A 17475-nucleotide genomic window follows, 5' to 3' on the forward strand; every position below is an offset into this window, starting at 1 on the left:
CGACCCGCCTCAGGCCAGCTCGGCCGCGAGGGCGCGGCCGGCGACGCGCCCGGAGAACAGGCAGCCGCCGAGGAACGTGCCCTCGAGCGCGCGGTGCCCGTGCACCCCGCCGCCGCCGAAGCCGGCCGCCTCGCCCGCTGCCCAGAGCCCGGGCAGCACGGAGCCGTCCGCGCGCAGGACGCGCGCGGACGTGTCGGTCCACAGGCCGCCGAGCGTCTTGCGCGTGAGCACCGACAGGCGCACGGCGAGCAGCGGGCCGTCCTTCGGCGTCGTCAGCGGGCGGGGCGGCGACACGCGGATGAGCCGGTCGACGCGGTAGCGGCGGGCCATGGCGGTCGCGACGACCTGCGGGTCCTTGCCGAGCCCGGTGCGGACCTGCTCGTCGCGCAGGTGGACGAGCCGCGCCAGGGCCGCGGGGTCGACGTGCCCCCGTGAGCCCGGCGTGGCGTCGACGAGCGCGTTCATGCGTCCAGCGAGCTCCTCGGGCGTGTCCGCCCACACGAACTCGGGCGACTGCTCCGCGAACCGCGCGACCGGACCGACCGCGCCGGGCAGCACGCGCTGCGCCAGGAGCCGCACGTCCTTGCCCGTGAGGTCGGGGTTCTGCTCGGAGCCCGACAGCGCGAACTCGCTCTCCATGATCGCCTTGTTGAGCACGAACCAGGAGTGGTCGTCGCCGCGCGCGGTGACGTGCCGGAGCGCGCCGAGCGCGTCGAACCCCGGGAACAGGGGCGCGGGGAGCCGGTCGCCGTCGGCGTCGAGCCACAGCGAGCTCGGCCCGGGCAGGATGCGGATGCCGTGGTCGGACCACACGGGGGAGTGGTTCGCGATGCCCTCGGGGTAGTGCCACATGCGGTCCTCGTGCACGAGGCCGGCTCCCGCGTCGGCCGCGACGCCGATCATCAGGCCGTCCGTGGAGTCCGGGACGCCGGAGAGCATCCGGTCCGGCAGCGTCCCGGCGGACCGCGGCCACCGGGAGCGCACGAGCTCGTGGTTCGCCCCGATCCCTCCGGACGTCACGACGACGGCGCTCGCCGCAATCTCGACCTCGCCCACCGCGTCCCGCGAGGAGGGCGCACCGCGCTCGGCGTCGGACGGCGCGAGGACCTCGGCGCGCACGCCGGTCACCGCCCCGTCGGTCGTCACGAGCGAGGTCACGCGGTGCCGGAACCGGACGTCGAGCAGGCCCGCGGCCCGCGCGTCGAGCGCGGCGCGCACGAAGGGCTCGAGGACTCCCGGGCCGGTTCCCCACGTCACGTGGAACCGCGGGACGGAGTTGCCGTGCGCGCCGGACGTGCCGTGGGCGTCGGAGAGCACCGGGTAGCCGCCCCGCTCGGCCCACTGCACGAGCGGGAACCAGCGCACCCCCTTGCCGTGCAGCCAGGGCCGCAGGTCGCCGGCCGCGAACTCGACGAACGCCTTCGCCCAGGCGTACCCGTGCCGGTCGGGCCCCTCCCCGCGCTCGGCGCCGGGGGCGAACTGCGCCGACCCGAGCCAGTCGTCGAACGCGAGGTCGGGCGAGTCGGTGACCCCCATGCGGCGCTGCTCGGGCGACCCGACGAGGAACAGGCCGCCGAACGACCACCAGGCCTGACCGCCGAGGCTCGCCGCGGGCTCCTGCTCGAGCAGCACGACCCGACGGCCTGCGGCGGTGAGCTCGGTCGCCGCGACCAGACCGGCGAGACCGGCCCCCACGACCACGACGTCCGGGGCCTCGACGGTGTGCGAGCTGGCGGAGGAGTCGACCACGGTGTCACCCATGCGCGAACACTAGAGCACGCCGTGCACGGGCGGGAGCCCCCGGTGCGACGCCCCGTCCGAGGTCACGGCGCCGGGGGTGTCGCCCGACCGGTGGGGGACACGTACACCTGCACGCTCAGCGGCTCGAGCACGACGACGTCGCCCGGCCGGGCGTGCCCGTCGCGCTCGCCGGTCCCGCCGTCCGCGGCGCCCCCGCCCCCCGTCGCGCCCGGGCCGGCCTCGTCGCCCGCGGCGCGGTCGTCCGGGTGCTCCCAGTCGGAGTCCCACGCGAGCGTCCACCGCTCGGGGGTGCTCCCGGCTGCGGCGCGCACGCCCGGCAGCGTCACGTCGACGGCGTCGAGCGAGCCCGCCAGCACGACGAGCACGTCGCACGCGCCCGGCTCGGGCGCGGTGCGCAGCATCTGCAGCGTGCGCACGTGCGGGTCGTGCCACGTCCCGTGGTCGAGGAGCGCGCCGTCGGCGTCGAACCACACGAGGTCGGGCACCCCGGCGCCGTCCGACCCGGGCACCGGGCGTCCGGTGTAGAAGGTGTCCGGGCGCAGGGCCGGGTGCTCGCGACGCAGCGCGAGCAGGTGGCGGGCGGTCGCCAGGAGGTCCTTGCGCCAGGGCGACAGGTCCCACGAGACCCAGGACGTCTCGTCGTCCTGCACGTACGCGTTGTTGTTGCCGCGCTGGGTGCGGCCCATCTCGTCGCCGGCCGTGATCATGGGCGTGCCGGCTGCGAGCACGAGCGTCGCGAGGACGTTGCGGATCGACCGACGCCGCAGCGGCGCGATCTCGACGCCCGGCCCGAGCGCGCCCGCACCGTGCCCGTCCTCGGGGACCGCGCCCGCGCCGCCCGCCGCGACCGTCGCGTCGGGGGTCGCGACGGGGCCCTCGAGGCCGTGGTTCCACGACCTGTTGTCGTTCGTGCCGTCGCGGTTGCCCTCGCCGTTCGCGAGGTTGTGCTTGTGGTCGTACGCGACGAGGTCGGCCAGCGTGAACCCGTCGTGCGCGGTCACGTAGCTCACCGACGCGACGGGCCCGCGCAGGAGCGGCGGGTGGCTGTGGCCGAACAGGTCCGCGGAGCCCGCGAGGCGGGTCGCGAGGTCGCGCACGCCGTGGCCCGGTCGCCCGTGCGAGGCCTCGCGCGCGTCGGCGAGCCAGAACTGGCGGACGGCGTCCCGGAAGCGGTCGTTCCACTCGGCCATCGGCGGGGGGAACTGGCCCGTGCGCCACCCGCCGGGCCCGACGTCCCAGGGCTCGGCCACGTGCTTGAGCCCGCTGAGCACGGGGTCGGTCTGGAGCGCGACGAGGAACGGGTGGTCCGGGTCGAACCCGCTCTCGCCGCGTCCCAGCGTGACGGCGAGGTCGAACCGGAACCCGTCCACGCCCACGACCTCGGCCCAGTACCGCAACGAGTCGAGCGCGGCGCGCACGACCGCCGGACGACGGAAGTCGAGCGAGTTGCCCGTCCCGGTGACGTCGGCGAGCCGGGCGGGCGTCGCGCCGTCGTGCAGGTAGTAGAGCGGGTTGTCGAGGCCGCGCCACGCCAGGTGGTACCCGTCGGCGCCGCCCTCGCACGTGTGGTTGTGCACGACGTCGAGCAGCACCTCGAGCCCCGCCTCGTGCAGCAGGTGCACCATGCCCCGCACCTCGTCGAGGACGGCTCCGGGACCGGCGTCCTGCGCGGCGCGCGTGGCGTACGCGGCGTGCGGGGCGAAGAAGCCGAGCGTCGAGTAGCCCCAGTAGTTGGTGCGGCCGCTCGCCAGCAGGTGCGGCTCCGGGACGCTCGCGTGCACGGGCAGCAGCTCGACCGTCGTGACGCCCAACGAGCGCAGGTGGTCGATCGTCACCGGGTGCGCGAGCCCCGCGTACGTCCCGCGCAGGTGCTCGGGGAGCGCCTCCAGGCGCTGCGTGAGCCCGCGCACGTGCGCCTCGTACACCACGGTCTGCGACCAGGGCACGCGCGGTCGGGGGGCGAGGGGGCCGGTCGGCTCCGCGACGACGACGGAGTGCGGGACGAACGGGAGCGAGTCGCGGTCGTCGGCGGGCCCGTACGGGTCGTCGCCCGCGTGGCCGCGGATCGCCGGGTCGTCGACGAGCGCGCCCACGAGGCCGCGCGCGTACGGGTCGACGAGGAGCTTCGCCGGGTTGTGCCGCAGCCCGGCCGCCGGGTCCCACGCGCCGTGGACGCGGAAGCCGTACCGCTGCCCCGCGCGGACGCCGGGCACGTGCGCGCGCCAGACGCCGAACGCCGGCCCCTCGAGCGGTACGCGGCGCTCGCGGTGGACCGGCGCCGACGAGGTGTCGTCGCCGGCCCGGTCGTCGACGTCCACCAGGCACAGCTCGACGGCGCTCGCGTGCGACGCCTGGACGGCGACGTCGATCCCGTCGCCGACGAGCCGCACGCCGAGGGGCGGCAGCGGGGCGTGGCGGTCGGGCCGGGGAGGGCGGGCGGGCTCCGGAGGGGTCGTGGCGTGCACGCGTCCATTGTGGCGGGTGTCCCCGACCCCGCCGTCCCGCCGCCGGTACGCTCGGGGGCGGAGCGGGCACAGGCCCGGACACCGCCCAGCACCAGGGAGTGAGCACTCGATGCGGATCGTGGTCGCCGTGAAGTACGTCCCGGACATCCATGCCGACCGGGCCTTCGAGGGCGGACGCGTCGTCCGCCGCTCCGACGAGGGGACGCTCAACGAGCTCGACGAGAACGCGCTCGAGGCGGCGCTGCGCGTCGTCGAGGGCCTCCCGGAGGACGAGCGCGCCACGAGCGAGGTCGTCGTCGTCACCGTCGCCGGCCCCGACGCGGACGCGGCCGTGAAGAAGGCGTTCCAGCTCGGCGTGGACCGCGGCGTGCGCGTGAGCGACGACGCGATCGCGGGCTCGGACTACTTCGGCACCGCGCGCGTGCTCGCCGCGGCCGTGCGCCGCCTCTCCGCGGAGTCCCCGGTCGACCTCGTGGTCACGGGCATGGCGGCGCTCGACGGGCTGGGGTCCGTCGTGCCGGCGCTCCTCGCGGCCGAGCTCGACCTGCCCCAGCTCACGCTCGCGGGGACGCTCGAGCTCGACGGCGAGGCGGGCGCCCGCACCGCGCGCGTCACGCGCGAGCTCGACGGCGTCGACGAGGTGCTCGAGGCACCGTTGCCGGCCGTCGTCAGCGTCACCGACCACGCGAACGACCCGCGGTTCCCCAACTTCAAGCTCATCATGGCGGCCCGGACCAAGCAGGTGGAGGCGTGGAGCCTCGCCGACCTGGACGTCGCACCGGCCGAGGTCGGCGACGCGGGCGCTCGCACGCGCGTGCTCGCCGCGACGCCGCGCCCGCCGCGGCCCGAGGTCGAGATCGTCGTCGACAAGGGGGAGGGCGGCCGCGCGCTCGCCGAGTACCTCATCCGCAACGAGCTGGTCTGAGAGGACGCCACCATGACCGCAACGACTCCCACGGGCAACCGCACCGTCCTCGTCCTCCTCGACACACCGGGCTCCGAGCTGCGCTCGCCCGTGCTCGAGCTGCTCACGCACGCGCGCGCCGTCGGCCGCGTCGAGGCCGTCGCTCTCGAGGCCCCGAGCCTCGACGTGCTCGCCCAGCTCGGCGCGTACGGCGTCGACACCGTCCGGCAGGCCGAGCTCTCCGCCGACGGGCACGGGGTGGGCGGCGACGTCGCGCACCTCACCCCGGTCGTCGCCGAGGCCCTCGCCGCGGCGGTGCGCGCGACGGACGCCGACGTCGTCCTGCTCACGTCGTCGTTCCCGAACAAGGAGGCGGCGGCACGCCTCGCGTTCCTCAGCGGCGCCGGCCTCGTCGTCGACGCGACCGCGCTGGACGTGGCCGACGACGGCGCGGACGCCGGGCACGTGGTCGCGGACAAGCGCGTCTTCGCCGGCGCGTGGGACGTGCGCAGCGCCGTGACGACGGAGCTCGCGGTCCTCACCGTCCGCGCCAACTCCGTGGCACCGGAGCCCGCCGCCGAGGCCGTCGCCACCGAGGTCGTCGGGTTCTCCGTCGACCTCACGGCCGCCGCCACGGCCGCGCGCGTCGTCTCGCGCACCGTGCACCCGACGTCGGCCGCGGGTCGCCCGGCGCTCGGCGAGGCTGCGATCGTCGTCACCGGCGGGCGCGGGACGAACGGCGACTTCGAGCCCGTCCTCGAGCTCGCCGACGCCCTCGGCGCGGCGGTCGGCGCGACGCGCGACGCCGTCTACGAGGGGTGGCACGACCAGTTCGTCGGTCAGACCGGGGTCACCGTCGCGCCGCGGCTGTACATCGGCGCGGGCGTCTCGGGCGCACCGCACCACCGGGGCGGCATGCAGGCGTCGCAGGTGGTCGTCGCGGTGAACAACGACCCGGAGTGCCCGCTGTTCGAGATCTCGGACTTCGCGGTCGTCGGTGACCTGGCCGACGTGCTGCCCCAGGCGGCGCAGATGATCCGGGAGCACCGGGACGCGCAGGCCTGACCCTGGTCCCGGCGCCCGCACGGCGGGCGCCGGGCGCGCACCGGCTGGGCACCCAGAGTTCACCCCCTCGCCACCCGCAGGCACCGCGGTCGTCACGGACCGTTCCTAGCGTCGGGCCGACTCCTCGTCACGAGGAGGCCCCCCGACCCGTGGAGAAGCCCGATGACGACCACTCCCGCACCCGACCGACGCACGATGCTGCCCCTCGCGCCGTACGCGCGCGGCAAGCGCAGCCCCGTGACGTGCCGCCTGAAGTGCGCCGACGCGTGCTCGCACGCCGCACCCAACGCGAGCGACAACGCGTACTTCCGCGACGTCGCCGGCCAGGCGCTCTCCCGCCGCGCGCTGCTCGGCGGGCTCGCCGTCGGGGCCGCGGTCGTCGTGGTCGGCGCGCAGGCCACGACCGCGCCGTCCGCGCAGGCCGCGGTGCCGGCGCACGGAGGGTGGGGCGGGGGAGGCCACGGCGCGGGCCGGGGCCTGGCGTTCGGCCCGATCGCCCCGCAGGCCGCGGCGACCGACGCGCTCGTCGTGCCCGACGGCTACGCGTGGCGCCCGATCATCCGCTGGGGCGACCCGATCCTGCGCGGCGGGCGCCCGTTCGACCCGGCGAGCCAGTCGCCCGAGCAGCAGCTGCTGCAGTTCGGCTACAACAACGACTACCTCGACATCCTCCCGTACGAGCGCAACCGCGGGCTGTGGTGGTGGGGCCGCCACCGGGACGACGGCCGCGGCACCCGGGGCCTGCTCGTGACGAACCACGAGTACACGAACCCCGGCATCATGTTCGACGCGTCGTACGACGCCCCGACCCGGCGCGCCATCGAGCGTGCCGCGCACGGCATGTCGGTGGTGGAGGTCCGCCGTCGGCGCACCGGCCAGCCCTGGGAGTACGTGCCCGACAGCCGCTCCAACCGCCGGGTCCACCTCGGCACCGCGTTCCGCGTCGACGGCCCGGCCGCCGGCTCCGCCCTGCTGAAGACCGTCGCCGACCCGTCCGGGACGCGCGTGCTCGGCACGCTGAACAACTGTGCCGGCGGCACGACGCCGTGGGGAACGGTCCTGTCGGGCGAGGAGAACTTCCACGGCTACTTCCGGACCGCGGGCACCGGGCACGACGGCCGCTACGGTCTGCGCGACGCCGCGACCGGCTACGGCTGGGAGCTCGACGACCCGCGCTTCGACGCGCGCAACGCCGGCTACGAGAACGAGCCGAACCGGTTCGGGTGGATCGTCGAGATCGACCCCTACGCGCCGGACGAGGCGCCCGTGAAGCACACGGCGCTGGGGCGCTTCAAGCACGAGGGCGCGAACGTCATCCTGTCCCGCCGTGGCCACGCGGTGGCGTACATGGGCGACGACGAGCGCTTCGACTACGTCTACAAGTTCGTCTCCTCGCGGACGATGCGTCCCGGCAACAGCGACGGGGCACGCCGGCACAACAAGGCGCTGCTCAGCGAGGGATCGCTGTACGTCGCGCAGTTCGTCGGCGACTCGCCGGCCGCGGAGATCGACGGCTCGGGCGCGCTGCCGTCCGACGGCGCGTTCGACGGCCGCGGCACGTGGCTGCCGCTCGTGGTCGACGGGCGCAGCAAGGTCGAGGGCATGTCCGTCGAGGAGGTGCTGGTCTACACGCGCGTCGCGGCGGACAAGGTCGGCGCGACGAAGATGGACCGCCCCGAGGACGTCGAGCCGAACCCGGTGACGGGTCGCGTCTACGTGGCGTGCACGAACAACACCTCGCGCGGTCCGTCGGGCGCGGAGGCCGCGACGGAGCCGAACCCGCGGAGCACCAACCGCGACGGGCACGTCGTCGAGATCGTCGAGGACGGGGACGACGCCGCCGCACGCTCGTTCCGCTGGAACCTGCTCCTCGTCGCCGGCGACCCGTCGACGAACGCCTCCACGTACTTCGCGGGCTACCCGAAGGACAAGGTGTCGCCGATCTCGTGCCCCGACAACCTCGCGTTCGACGCCGAGGGCAACCTCTGGATCTCCACGGACGGCCAGCCGAGCACGATCCAGAAGTGCGACGGCCTGTTCAAGGTGCCGCTCAGCGGTCGTGAGCGCGGGCGGGTCCAGCAGTTCCTGTCCGTGCCGGCCGGTGCCGAGACGTGCGGTCCTGTCGTGGACTCCGAGGACCGGATGGTCTACGTCGCGGTCCAGCACCCGGGCGAGGACGGCTCCTTCGCGAGCCCGCAGTCCCGCTTCCCGGACTACGTGACCCCCGGCGCCCCGGTCCCCGCCGGCGCGTTCGCCGGGCCGCGCCCGTCCGTCGTCCAGGTCTGGCGCGACTGACGCACGGTCCGACGGCGCCGGTCACCCCTGGGGGCCGGCGCCGTCGGCGTGCGCGGGGGTCAGCGGTCGCAGAGACCGACGTGCTCGAGCCACGCGACCGCCGCGACCCCTTGGGCGCGCTGGAACGGGCGCAGGTTCGGGAGGGTCGGCACGGCGGGCTTGCGCGCCGAGTGGAGGAAGTACCCGGCGATGCCGGCGACGACCGCGCGCAGGTCGGCGGGGTGGACCTCCCGCGCGAGCGGGTGCGCGGCGAACGTCGACGCCGCCCACGCCCCGCCGCGCGCCCGCCGGGCCGCGTCCGCGTGCGGCGTGACGGGGTCCACGACGCCGAGGACGCCCTGCATGACGACGCTCGGCAGGAACATCGCGAGGTCGAGCCACCGCGCGCCGCGCGACGCGTGGGGCCAGTCGACGAGGTAGACGGCCGACGGCGTGAGCAGCACGTTGTCGGCGCGCAGGTCGCCGTGCACGAAGGCCTCGCCCTCGCACGCGACGAGCGCGCTGCGCTCCGCCTCGGCCAGCGCGTCGAGATGCTCCGCCGCCCACGGCACCAGCGTCGCGAGGCCCGGGTCCGGGTCGTCGCGCAGCGACCGCCACCCCGTCGACAGGTTCGCGAAGTCGGGACCGGTGGGCGGGAGGCGCAACGCGCGGGCGCCGGGGACGGTCGCCAGCGTCTCGAGCGCCGCGAGCACGCGGTCCAGCTCGTCGGGCACCCACGGCGTGGCGGGGACGTGCCCGTCGACCACCTCGAACGCGAGGACGATCCAGTCGCCGTCGCCGTGCCCCCAGGCGAACCGGGGCGTCGGCACCTGGCGCGGCAGGCGGATGGCGATCCTCGCCTCGGCGCGGTGCAGGTCGGCCGTGACGGGCTCGTCCGCGGTGCGGGCCGCCTTGACGAACAGCCGCTGACCGTCGTCGAGCTCCAGGACCGACGCCAGGCCGGGGCTGAAGCCCGACTCCACGGACGTCTCGGCGACCACCCGCCCGCCGGCGACGGCCTCGAGCTCGTCGCGCAGCGCGGACGGCAGGTCGTGCCAGCGCAGGCGGCGTCCACCGGCCGCGACCGGCACGTGGCAGGTCTCGTCCACGGCGGGGGCGACGTCGTCGGGCATCGTGGTGCCATTTCCCTGGTCGGCTCTCGGGCGTGCCGGCAGCGCCGCCCGTGCTGCGCCGGGCCGCACGAGGCTGTCTGCCGGGGTACCGGGCGTGCGACGGAACGGTTGGCGCGCGGCCCGGGTCGATGGTCGGGGACCGGCGGACGGCCGGGCACAGACCCCAGACAAAATAGCGCGTCCAGGACGATTGTCCAGCGACGGACCGCAGGGTGAACCGTCCGGGGCCCGCGCTTCGTAGACTGGGTGACCGTGACCCAGCCATCCGGCGCCCCGTCCGCGGCCCCCGCAGCCCCCGTCCGAGGAGTCGCGTACCTCGACCACGCCGCCACGACGCCTCTGTCCGCGGCGTCCCGGGACGCCCTCGTCGACGAGCTGTCGCGCACGGGCAACCCGTCGTCGCTGCACGCGGCCGGCCGCGCGGCGCGACGCACGGTCGAGGAGGCGCGCGAGGCCGTCGCGCTCGCGCTCGGCGCACGACCGAGCGAGGTCGTGCTCACGGCAGGCGGCACCGAGGCCGACAACCTCGCGATCAAGGGACTGTTCTGGGGCCGTCGCACGACGGACCCGCGCCGGCTGCGCATCGTCGTGTCCGCCGTCGAGCACCACGCGGTCCTCGACCCGGCGTTCTGGATGGCGGAGCACGCCGGTGCGGAGATCGTGCTGCTCCCCGTCGACGCGCAGGGCCGAGTCGACCTCGACGCGCTCCGGGCGGAGCTCGAGGCCCACGCCGAGGAGATCGCGCTCATCTCGGTCATGTGGGCGAACAACGAGGTCGGCACGGTGCAGCCCGTGCACGAGGTCGTCCAGCTCGCGCGCCCCCACGGCATCCCCGTGCACTCGGACGCGGTCCAGGCCGTGGGCCAGGTACCGGTCGACTTCGCTGCCAGCGGCCTCGACGCGATGACCGTCTCGGGGCACAAGCTGGGCGGCCCCGTCGGCGTCGGTGCGCTCGTCGCGCGCCGCGACGCCCCGCTGACGCCGGTGCTGCACGGCGGCGGCCAGGAGCGCGGGGTGCGCTCGGGCACGCTCGACGCTCCCGCGATCCGTGCGTTCGGGGTCGCCGTCGCCGAGGCGGTCGGGCAGCGTGCGGAGCGGGCGAGGCACCTGGCGTCGCTGCGCGACGACCTCGTCGCCGGAGTGCGCCGGGTCGTCCCGGACGCCGTCCTCAGCGGACCGGAGCCCGGTACCGGCCCGGGCGACGAGCGGCGCGAGAGACTTCCCGGGAACGCCCACTTCACGTTCCCCGGAGCGGAGGGCGACTCGCTGCTCTACCTGCTCGACTCCGCGGGCGTGCAGGCGTCGACCGGGTCGGCCTGCCAGGCGGGCGTGCCGCAGCCGTCCCACGTCCTGCTCGCGATGGGCGTGTCCGAGACGGACGCGCGCGGCGCGCTGCGCTTCTCGCTCGGGGCCACGTCCACGCCCGACGACGTCGCCCACCTCCTCGACACCCTGCCCGCCGCGGTGGACCGAGCCCGCGCGGCGGGTCTGGCGTCGGCGCCCGCACGGCCGCGCCACGTGCCGCGGTCGCCCGCCACGACGGAGGGTGCGGCATGAGGGTGCTCGCCGCCATGTCCGGAGGGGTCGACTCCGCGGTCGCCGCCGCCCTCGCGCTCGAGGCGGGGCACGACGTCGTCGGCGTGCACATGGCGCTGTCGCGCGACCGGGACCAGTTCCGCACCGGGTCGCGCGGCTGCTGCTCGATCGAGGACGCCGGGGACGCGCGCCGGGCCGCGGACGTCCTCGGCATCCCGTACTACGTGTGGGACCTCTCGGAGCGGTTCGAGGACACCGTCGTCGCGGACTTCCTCGCCGAGTACGAGGCGGGCCGCACGCCCAACCCCTGCGTGCGCTGCAACGAGCACATCAAGTTCGAGGCGCTCCTCGACAAGGCGACCGCGCTCGGCTTCGATGCCGTCGCGACCGGCCACTACGCGCGCGTCGTGACGCGCGGTCCCGCCCCCGACGGGACGGGCGGGGTCCGCGAGCTGCACCGCTCGCCGAACGGGGCGAAGGACCAGTCCTACGTCCTCGCGGTCATGGGGCCCGAGCGCCTCGCGCGCGCGATGTTCCCGCTCGGCGGCTTCGGGTCGAAGGACGAGGTCCGCGCCGAGGCGGCACGCCGCGGCCTGTCGGTCTCGGCCAAGCCCGACTCCTACGACATCTGCTTCGTCGCCGACGGGGACACCCAGGGCTTCCTGCGCGACCGGCTCGGCTCCCGCCCGGGCGAGGTCGTCGACACCGAGGGCCGCGTGCTCGGCGAGCACGACGGCGCCTACTCCTACACCGTCGGCCAGCGCAAGGGCCTCGGCATCGACCGGCCCGCCCCGGACGGCCGGCCGCGCTACGTGCTGGACGTGCAGCCCGCGACCAACCGGGTGGTGGTCGGGCCGGCCGAGCTGCTGAGCGTCGACCGGATCGAGGCCGGGGGAGCGGTGTGGTTCGACGGCGTCCTCGACGGCCCGGCACCGGTCGCCCGGCCGGGCGAGGCGTTCGACGCCGAGGTGCAGGTCCGCGCGCACGGTGCGCCGGTCGCCGCGCGGGTCCGCGCGTCCGCCCCCGAGGGCGGGACCGGAGGCCCGGCGGACGCGGCGGGGCTGACGGTCGAGCTCACGGGCGCGCCGCTGCGCGGGGTCGCCGCGGGCCAGTCGCTGGTCGTCTACGCCGGCACCCGGGTGCTCGGCCAGGCCACCGTCGACCGGGCCTACCGTGCCCACCGCGCCCCCGGCGCCCCCGGCGCCCCGGCGTCCGTTCAGCCCGCTCGCACGGGGGTGCCGTCCTGAGCGAGGGCCCGCGCCAGCGCCGGCTCGTCGCGCACGCACCAGTGCTCGACCTCCCGGCCCTCCGCGAAGCGCAGGACGTGCATCTCGCGCAGCCGGAACCGCCGGCCGGTCGGCGCGAGCCCGCGGTAGAAGCCCGTGTGCCGGGCGCTCACCTCGACGTGCAGCGCGACGAGGTCGCCCTCCGCGACCGCGTGCAGCACGTCGACCCGCTGGTCGTCGAACGCGTCCGCGTGCCAGTGCATCGTCGCGACGAGCGACTCGATCCCGCCGTCACCGCCGGCGTCGTGGTCGCGGAACCCGGGTGCGAGCAGACGGGCGAGCACGTCCGCGTGGTTGCCCGGGATGGCCTGCGTGTGCACGGTGATCGCGACGGCCTTGTTGGTCGCCGCGGCGCGCGGCGGCGTCGTGCGGGGGGTGGCGTCGTGGACCCTCATGTCGGTCGTGCCCTCCGGTCGGTACCGTCCCGGGTGGAGGTGCGCCCCCGGGCCTCGGCGAGGTCTCGGCACGGCTCCGTCCTTCGAGTACTCCTGGAGAGAGGTGGCGGACGCATGGTCCGTGACGTGGAACGCATCCCGACGTCCGAGGGGCGGGGCGGCCGATGACGGCCGTCTCGGGTCTCGGGCCGTGGCCGGGCGGCGAGGGCGAGGTCCTCGAGGCGCAGCTCACGGTCCTCGGCGACCTCGCCGCGGTGCCCACCGGGGTGCGGGGGGTTCCGTTCCTCGTGCAGCTGCCCGGGCGCGGTCCGGGTGCGGACGCGACGGGCCGCACCGCCGCGCTCCTGCCCGGCCTGCCGGTCGAGCTCGGTCCGCACGGCTGGCGGCTCGCCGACCACTCCGGTGCGGACGAGCGCCGCGCCGAGGCCCTGGTCCGCGAGGACGTCGAGGCGCTCGCGATCGCGGCGTCCGGGCACACCGGGCCGCTCGCCGTGACGGTGCAGGGTCCGTGGACGCTCGCGGCGGAGCTCTACCTCGCCCGCGGTGACCGCGTGCTGTCCGACCGGGGCGCCGTCCACGACCTCGTGGAGGCGCTCGCCACCGGCGTCGGGGAGCACGTCGCCGAGGTGCGGCGCCAGGTCCCCGGGGCCGAGGTCGTCGTGCAGGTCGACGAGCCCCTCCTCGCCGCGGTCGGCGCGGGGGCGCTGCCGAGCTTCTCGGGGTTCTCGCGGCTGCGCGCGGTCTCAGGCCCGGACCTCGTCGACGGGCTGCGCCCCGTGCTCGACGCCGCGCGCGGGGCCGGCGCGTCGACGGTCGTGCACGTGGGGTCGGCACGCGTCGGGATCGCGCCGGTCGTGCTGGCAGGCGCGGACGCCGTCGGGCTCGCGCTGGGGGCGTGGGACGAGCGCCTGTGGGAGACGGTCGCCCGGGCCGTCGAGCGGGGCGTGGGGCTGTGGGCCGCCCTGCCGCCCGCGAAGGTCTCGCAGTGCGCCGGCCCGGCGCTCGGCGAGCTGGCCGACCTCGTCGCGACACCCTGGCGCCGCATCGGTCTCCCGTCCACCGCGCTCGACGACGTGACGCTCCTCGGCGCGTCGCGCACGCACGCCGCGGGGCTCGGGCGGACGGTCGGCGGGACGCCGGACGACCACCGTGCGCTCCTCGCGAACCTCGGCCGCGTCGCGGAGGTGCTCGCGGAGCGCGCCCAGGCGTGAGCCGCTTCTCGCGGGCGCCCGCGGGTGCGTAGGCTGGTCCCGGCCGCGGGCGCCACCCGCCCGGGGGTGCTCGTGCGTCGTGACCTGTCGTGAATCCTCGTCCGGTCCGGTCCGGTCCGGACCGGTCCGGGCTCTCACCGTTCCCCGCCCCGCCCCACCGCGAAGGACCTCCATGCCCGTCCTGCGAGCCGTGCTCTTCGACCTCGACGGCGTCCTCACCCCGACCGCCGAGCTCCACATGCGCGCCTGGGAGCGCCTGTTCGCGCCGTTCAGCGCGGCGCGCGGCCTGGCGCCCTACACGTCCGCCGACTACTTCGCCCACATCGACGGCAAGCCGCGGTACGACGGCGTCGCGACGTTCCTGGCGTCGCGGGGCGTCGACCTGCCGCGCGGCACCGTGGACGACGCGCCGGGGGAGAGCACCGTGTGCGCGCTCGGGAACCGCAAGGACGAGATCGTCAACCGGATCTTCGCCGAGGAGGGCATCGCGCCCTACCCGGGCTCGGTCCGGTTCCTCGACGCCGTGACGGCGGCGGGCGCGGCCGTCGCGGTCGTGTCGTCGTCGCGCAACACCCCGGCGGTCCTCGCCGCGGCGGGCCTCGCGGACCGCTTCGAGGTGGTCGTGGACGGCAACGTCGCGGCGCGCGAGGGCATCCCCGGCAAGCCGGGGCCGGACATGTTCCTGCGTGCCGCGGAGCTCCTCGGCGTGCCGCCCGTCGCGGCGGTCGTCGTCGAGGACGCGCTGTCCGGCGTGCAGGCCGGGGCGGCCGGTGGCTTCGGCCTGGTGGTCGGCGTCGACCGGGGCGTGGGTCCCGAGGTGCTGCGGGAGCACGGCGCGGACCTCGTCGTGGCGGACCTGGGCGACCTCGACGCGTCGGTGCTCGACGCCCCGGCCCGCCAGGGCGGCGTCGCATGATCCGCAAGACCTCCGACGAGCAGCACACCGTCGACCGCCTGCGCTTCCCCGCCGACCCGTGGCGCCTCGTCGAGGCACGGTTCTCCGCCGAGGACCTCGGGGTCACCGAGACGCTGTTCGCCACCGCCAACGGCTACCTCGGCATGCGCGGCAACGTCGAGGAAGGGCGCGAGTCGCACGCGCACGGCACGTTCATCAACGGCTTCCACGAGACCTGGTCGATCCACCACGCCGAGGAGGCGTACGGGTTCGCGAAGGTCGGGCAGACCATCGTCAACGTCCCCGACGCCAAGGTGATCCGCCTCTACGTCGACGACGAGCCGCTCCTGCTGCCCGTCGCGGACCTCGTCGACTACGAGCGCTCGCTCGACCTGCGCGACGGCGTGCTGCGCCGCGAGCTGCTGTGGCGCACGCCCTCGGGCAAGCGCGTGCGGATCCGGTCGGAGCGCATGGTCTCGTTCGTCGAGCGGCACATCGCCGTCATGACGTTCGAGGTGACCCTGCTCGACGACGCGGCACCCGTGGCCATCTCGTCGCAGGTGCTCAACCGGCAGGACGGCCAGGACGAGTACCACGTGCGGTCGGCGTCCCTCGGGGAGGGCTTCGACCCGCGCCGGGCCGAGCAGTTCGCCGGGCGGGTGCTCCAGCCGCAGACCCAGTGGGGCGACGACGAGCGCCTCGTCCTGTCGTACCGGTGCACGAACTCGGGCATGACGCTCGCCGTCGCGGCGGACGACCACCTCGAGACCGAGAACGAGTGGGACGTGCGCACGCAGGTCGACGAGGACCTCGCGAAGCACGTGTTCCGCGTGCAGGCCGAGCCCGGTCGACCCATCCGTCTCACGAAGACCGTCGCGTACCACACGTCGCGCGGCGTCCCGTCGCGCGAGCTCGTGGACCGCTGCCGCCGCTCCCTCGACCGCGTCCGCGACCGCGGCGTCGCGGCGGAGATGGCCGACCAGCGCACGTGGCTCGACGACTTCTGGTCGCGGTCCGACGTCGAGATCGAGGGCCGCCCCGAGATCCAGCAGGCCGTGCGCTGGAACCTGTTCCAGCTCGCCCAGGCGACGGCGCGCGCGGAGGGCAACGGCGTCCCGGCGAAGGGCCTGACCGGCTCGGGCTACAGCGGGCACTACTTCTGGGACACCGAGATCTACGTCCTGCCCTTCCTCACGTACACGAGCCCGCGCTACGCGCGCAACGCGCTGCGGTTCCGCTACCAGATGCTCGACGCCGCGCGACGCCGGGCGCAGGAGCTGTCGCAGAAGGGCGTGCTGTTCCCCTGGCGCACGATCAACGGCGAGGAGGCCTCGGCCTACTACGCCGCCGGCACCGCGCAGTACCACATCGACGCCGACGTCAGCTATGCCCTCGTGCAGTACGTCCGCGCGACGGGCGACACGGACTTCCTGCGGCGCGAGGCGGTCGACATCCTCGTCGAGACGGCCCGGATGTGGGAGGACCTCGGGTTCTGGCGCGTCAACGGGGACGACAACTTCCACATCCACGGCGTCACCGGCCCGGACGAGTACACGACGGTCGTCAACGACAACCTCTTCACCAACGTCATGGCGCGCTTCAACCTGCGCGCCGCGGCGTTCGTCGTCGAGCGCATGCGCGAGGACTTCCCCGACGACTACGCCCAGATGGTCGACCGGCTCGGCCTGGGCATCACCGAGCCCACCGAGTGGGTGCGCGCGGCGGACCACATGTCCATCCCGTACGCCGAGGGCATCGGCATCCACCCGCAGGACTCGCACTTCCTCGAGCGCGAGATCTGGGACCTCGCGCACACCCCCGCGGACAAGCGGCCGCTCCTGCTGCACTACCACCCGCTCGTCATCTACCGCTACCAGGTGCTCAAGCAGGCCGACGTCGTGCTCGCGCTGTTCCTCCAGGGCCAGCACTTCACGGCCGAGGAGAAGCTGGCCGACTTCGAGTACTACGACCCGTTGACGACCGGCGACTCGACGCTCTCGGGCGTCGTGCAGTCGATCATCGCGGCCGAGGTCGGCTACCACGAGCTCGCGATCGAGTACTTCCTGTCGTCGCTGTTCGTGGACCTCGCGAACCTCCACGCGAACGCGGCCGACGGCGTGCACGTCGCCTCGGCCGGCGGCACGTGGTCGGCGCTCGTGTGCGGCTTCGGCGGCATGCGCGACTACAACGGCGAGCTGACGTTCGACCCGCGCCTGCCGCAGGGCTGGGAGTCGCTCGCGTTCCGCCTCACCTGGCAGGGGTCGCGGCTCAAGGTCACCGTGCTGCCCGACGCGGTCGAGCTCGTCGTGGAGACGGGGGAGACCGTGCAGGTCGCCGTGCGGGGCAAGCAGGTCGACGTCGCGCCGGGCGAGGTCACGCGCGTGCCCCTCGAGGACCAGGGTCCGGTCCGGCCCGGTCGCCCGAGCCTGCGCGCGCTCTCCGGCAACCGCCGCGAGGACGGCACGCTCATCACCGCGACGGTCCCGCACTCCTGAGGCGGCGCGCCGGGCGCCGGGGGTGGCACCGCGGTCCGCCGGGGCAGCACCCCGG

12 protein-coding genes are annotated in these 17475 nt (G+C 75.5%); 8 read left to right on the forward strand and 4 right to left on the reverse strand.

Annotation, left to right across the window (positions count from 1 at the left end; genetic code table 11):
• Positions 1–9: 9 nt before the first annotated feature.
• On the reverse strand, positions 10–1761 hold the full coding sequence (locus tag ACWPWV_RS12305; RefSeq protein WP_454043264.1) for an FAD-binding dehydrogenase: 1752 nt from the start codon (positions 1759–1761) through the stop codon (positions 10–12).
• Between the two features lie 62 nt (positions 1762–1823).
• Positions 1824–4226, reverse strand: a complete 2403-nt coding sequence (gene glgX, locus ACWPWV_RS12310) for a glycogen debranching protein GlgX (protein WP_454043265.1) — start codon at positions 4224–4226, stop codon at positions 1824–1826.
• 109 nt (positions 4227–4335) lie between these two features.
• Here glgX and ACWPWV_RS12315 point away from each other — a divergent pair, with 109 nt between their 5' ends.
• From ACWPWV_RS12315 to ACWPWV_RS12325, 3 genes are all read left to right on the forward strand, one after another.
• A complete protein-coding gene (locus ACWPWV_RS12315) occupies positions 4336–5151 on the forward strand; it encodes an electron transfer flavoprotein subunit beta/FixA family protein (protein ID WP_454043266.1) in 816 nt (271 codons plus the stop codon).
• A 12-nt stretch (positions 5152–5163) separates the two neighbouring features.
• Positions 5164–6195, forward strand: a complete 1032-nt coding sequence (locus ACWPWV_RS12320) for an electron transfer flavoprotein subunit alpha/FixB family protein (RefSeq protein ID WP_454043267.1) — start codon at positions 5164–5166, stop codon at positions 6193–6195.
• A gap of 162 nt (positions 6196–6357) precedes the next feature.
• Positions 6358–8490 carry a PhoX family protein gene (locus ACWPWV_RS12325; RefSeq protein ID WP_454043268.1) on the forward strand — a complete coding sequence of 711 codons (2133 nt, stop codon included), beginning with the start codon at positions 6358–6360 and terminating at the stop codon, positions 8488–8490.
• A 59-nt stretch (positions 8491–8549) separates the two neighbouring features.
• Here ACWPWV_RS12325 and ACWPWV_RS12330 read toward each other — a convergent pair whose 3' ends face one another.
• Positions 8550–9602: an aminoglycoside phosphotransferase family protein gene (locus tag ACWPWV_RS12330; RefSeq protein ID WP_454043269.1), complete on the reverse strand. Its 1053-nt coding sequence runs from the start codon at positions 9600–9602 to the stop codon at positions 8550–8552.
• A 252-nt stretch (positions 9603–9854) separates the two neighbouring features.
• On the opposite strand from ACWPWV_RS12330, the gene ACWPWV_RS12335 reads away from it, so the two are divergent.
• Positions 9855–11159: a cysteine desulfurase family protein gene (locus ACWPWV_RS12335; protein WP_454043270.1), complete on the forward strand. Its 1305-nt coding sequence runs from the start codon at positions 9855–9857 to the stop codon at positions 11157–11159.
• Positions 11156–12385, forward strand: coding sequence for a tRNA 2-thiouridine(34) synthase MnmA (mnmA, locus tag ACWPWV_RS12340; protein ID WP_454043271.1), 1230 nt, complete (start codon positions 11156–11158; stop codon positions 12383–12385). The genes ACWPWV_RS12335 and mnmA overlap by 4 nt, the downstream gene beginning before the upstream one ends.
• On the opposite strand, the gene ACWPWV_RS12345 is transcribed toward mnmA, so the two are convergent.
• A complete protein-coding gene (locus ACWPWV_RS12345) occupies positions 12355–12819 on the reverse strand; it encodes an ester cyclase (RefSeq protein ID WP_454043272.1) in 465 nt (154 codons plus the stop codon). The genes mnmA and ACWPWV_RS12345 overlap by 31 nt on opposite strands.
• Before the next feature lie 164 nt (positions 12820–12983).
• Between ACWPWV_RS12345 and ACWPWV_RS12350 the strand changes: the two genes are divergently transcribed.
• The 3 genes from ACWPWV_RS12350 (at position 12984) to ACWPWV_RS12360 (ending at position 17420) form a co-directional block, all read left to right on the forward strand.
• Positions 12984–14030 (forward strand): hypothetical protein, encoded by a 1047-nt coding sequence (locus ACWPWV_RS12350; protein ID WP_454043273.1) that lies wholly within the window; start codon positions 12984–12986, stop codon positions 14028–14030.
• Positions 14031–14202: 172 nt separating this feature from the next.
• Positions 14203–14946, forward strand: coding sequence for an HAD family hydrolase (locus ACWPWV_RS12355; protein ID WP_454043274.1), 744 nt, complete (start codon positions 14203–14205; stop codon positions 14944–14946).
• Complete coding sequence (locus ACWPWV_RS12360) at positions 14943–17420, forward strand: glycoside hydrolase family 65 protein (RefSeq protein WP_454043275.1); 2478 nt, start codon at positions 14943–14945, stop codon at positions 17418–17420. Before ACWPWV_RS12355 ends, ACWPWV_RS12360 begins: the two co-directional genes overlap by 4 nt.
• Positions 17421–17475: the final 55 nt, after the last annotated feature.

It is taken from the genome of Cellulosimicrobium sp. Marseille-Q8652 (assembly GCF_965112045.1).

Coding starts and splice junctions, on each gene's coding strand:
- mnmA (WP_454043271.1), top strand. CDS start 11,156: ATGAGGGTGCTCGCCGCCATGTCCGGAGGGGTCGACTCCGCGGTCGCC.
- ACWPWV_RS12345 (WP_454043272.1), bottom strand. CDS start 12,819: ATGAGGGTCCACGACGCCACCCCCCGCACGACGCCGCCGCGCGCCGCG.
- ACWPWV_RS12325 (WP_454043268.1), top strand. CDS start 6,358: ATGACGACCACTCCCGCACCCGACCGACGCACGATGCTGCCCCTCGCG.
- ACWPWV_RS12360 (WP_454043275.1), top strand. CDS start 14,943: ATGATCCGCAAGACCTCCGACGAGCAGCACACCGTCGACCGCCTGCGC.
- ACWPWV_RS12320 (WP_454043267.1), top strand. CDS start 5,164: ATGACCGCAACGACTCCCACGGGCAACCGCACCGTCCTCGTCCTCCTC.
- ACWPWV_RS12355 (WP_454043274.1), top strand. CDS start 14,203: ATGCCCGTCCTGCGAGCCGTGCTCTTCGACCTCGACGGCGTCCTCACC.
- ACWPWV_RS12330 (WP_454043269.1), bottom strand. CDS start 9,602: ATGCCCGACGACGTCGCCCCCGCCGTGGACGAGACCTGCCACGTGCCG.
- ACWPWV_RS12305 (WP_454043264.1), bottom strand. CDS start 1,761: ATGGGTGACACCGTGGTCGACTCCTCCGCCAGCTCGCACACCGTCGAG.
- ACWPWV_RS12315 (WP_454043266.1), top strand. CDS start 4,336: ATGCGGATCGTGGTCGCCGTGAAGTACGTCCCGGACATCCATGCCGAC.
- ACWPWV_RS12350 (WP_454043273.1), top strand. CDS start 12,984: ATGACGGCCGTCTCGGGTCTCGGGCCGTGGCCGGGCGGCGAGGGCGAG.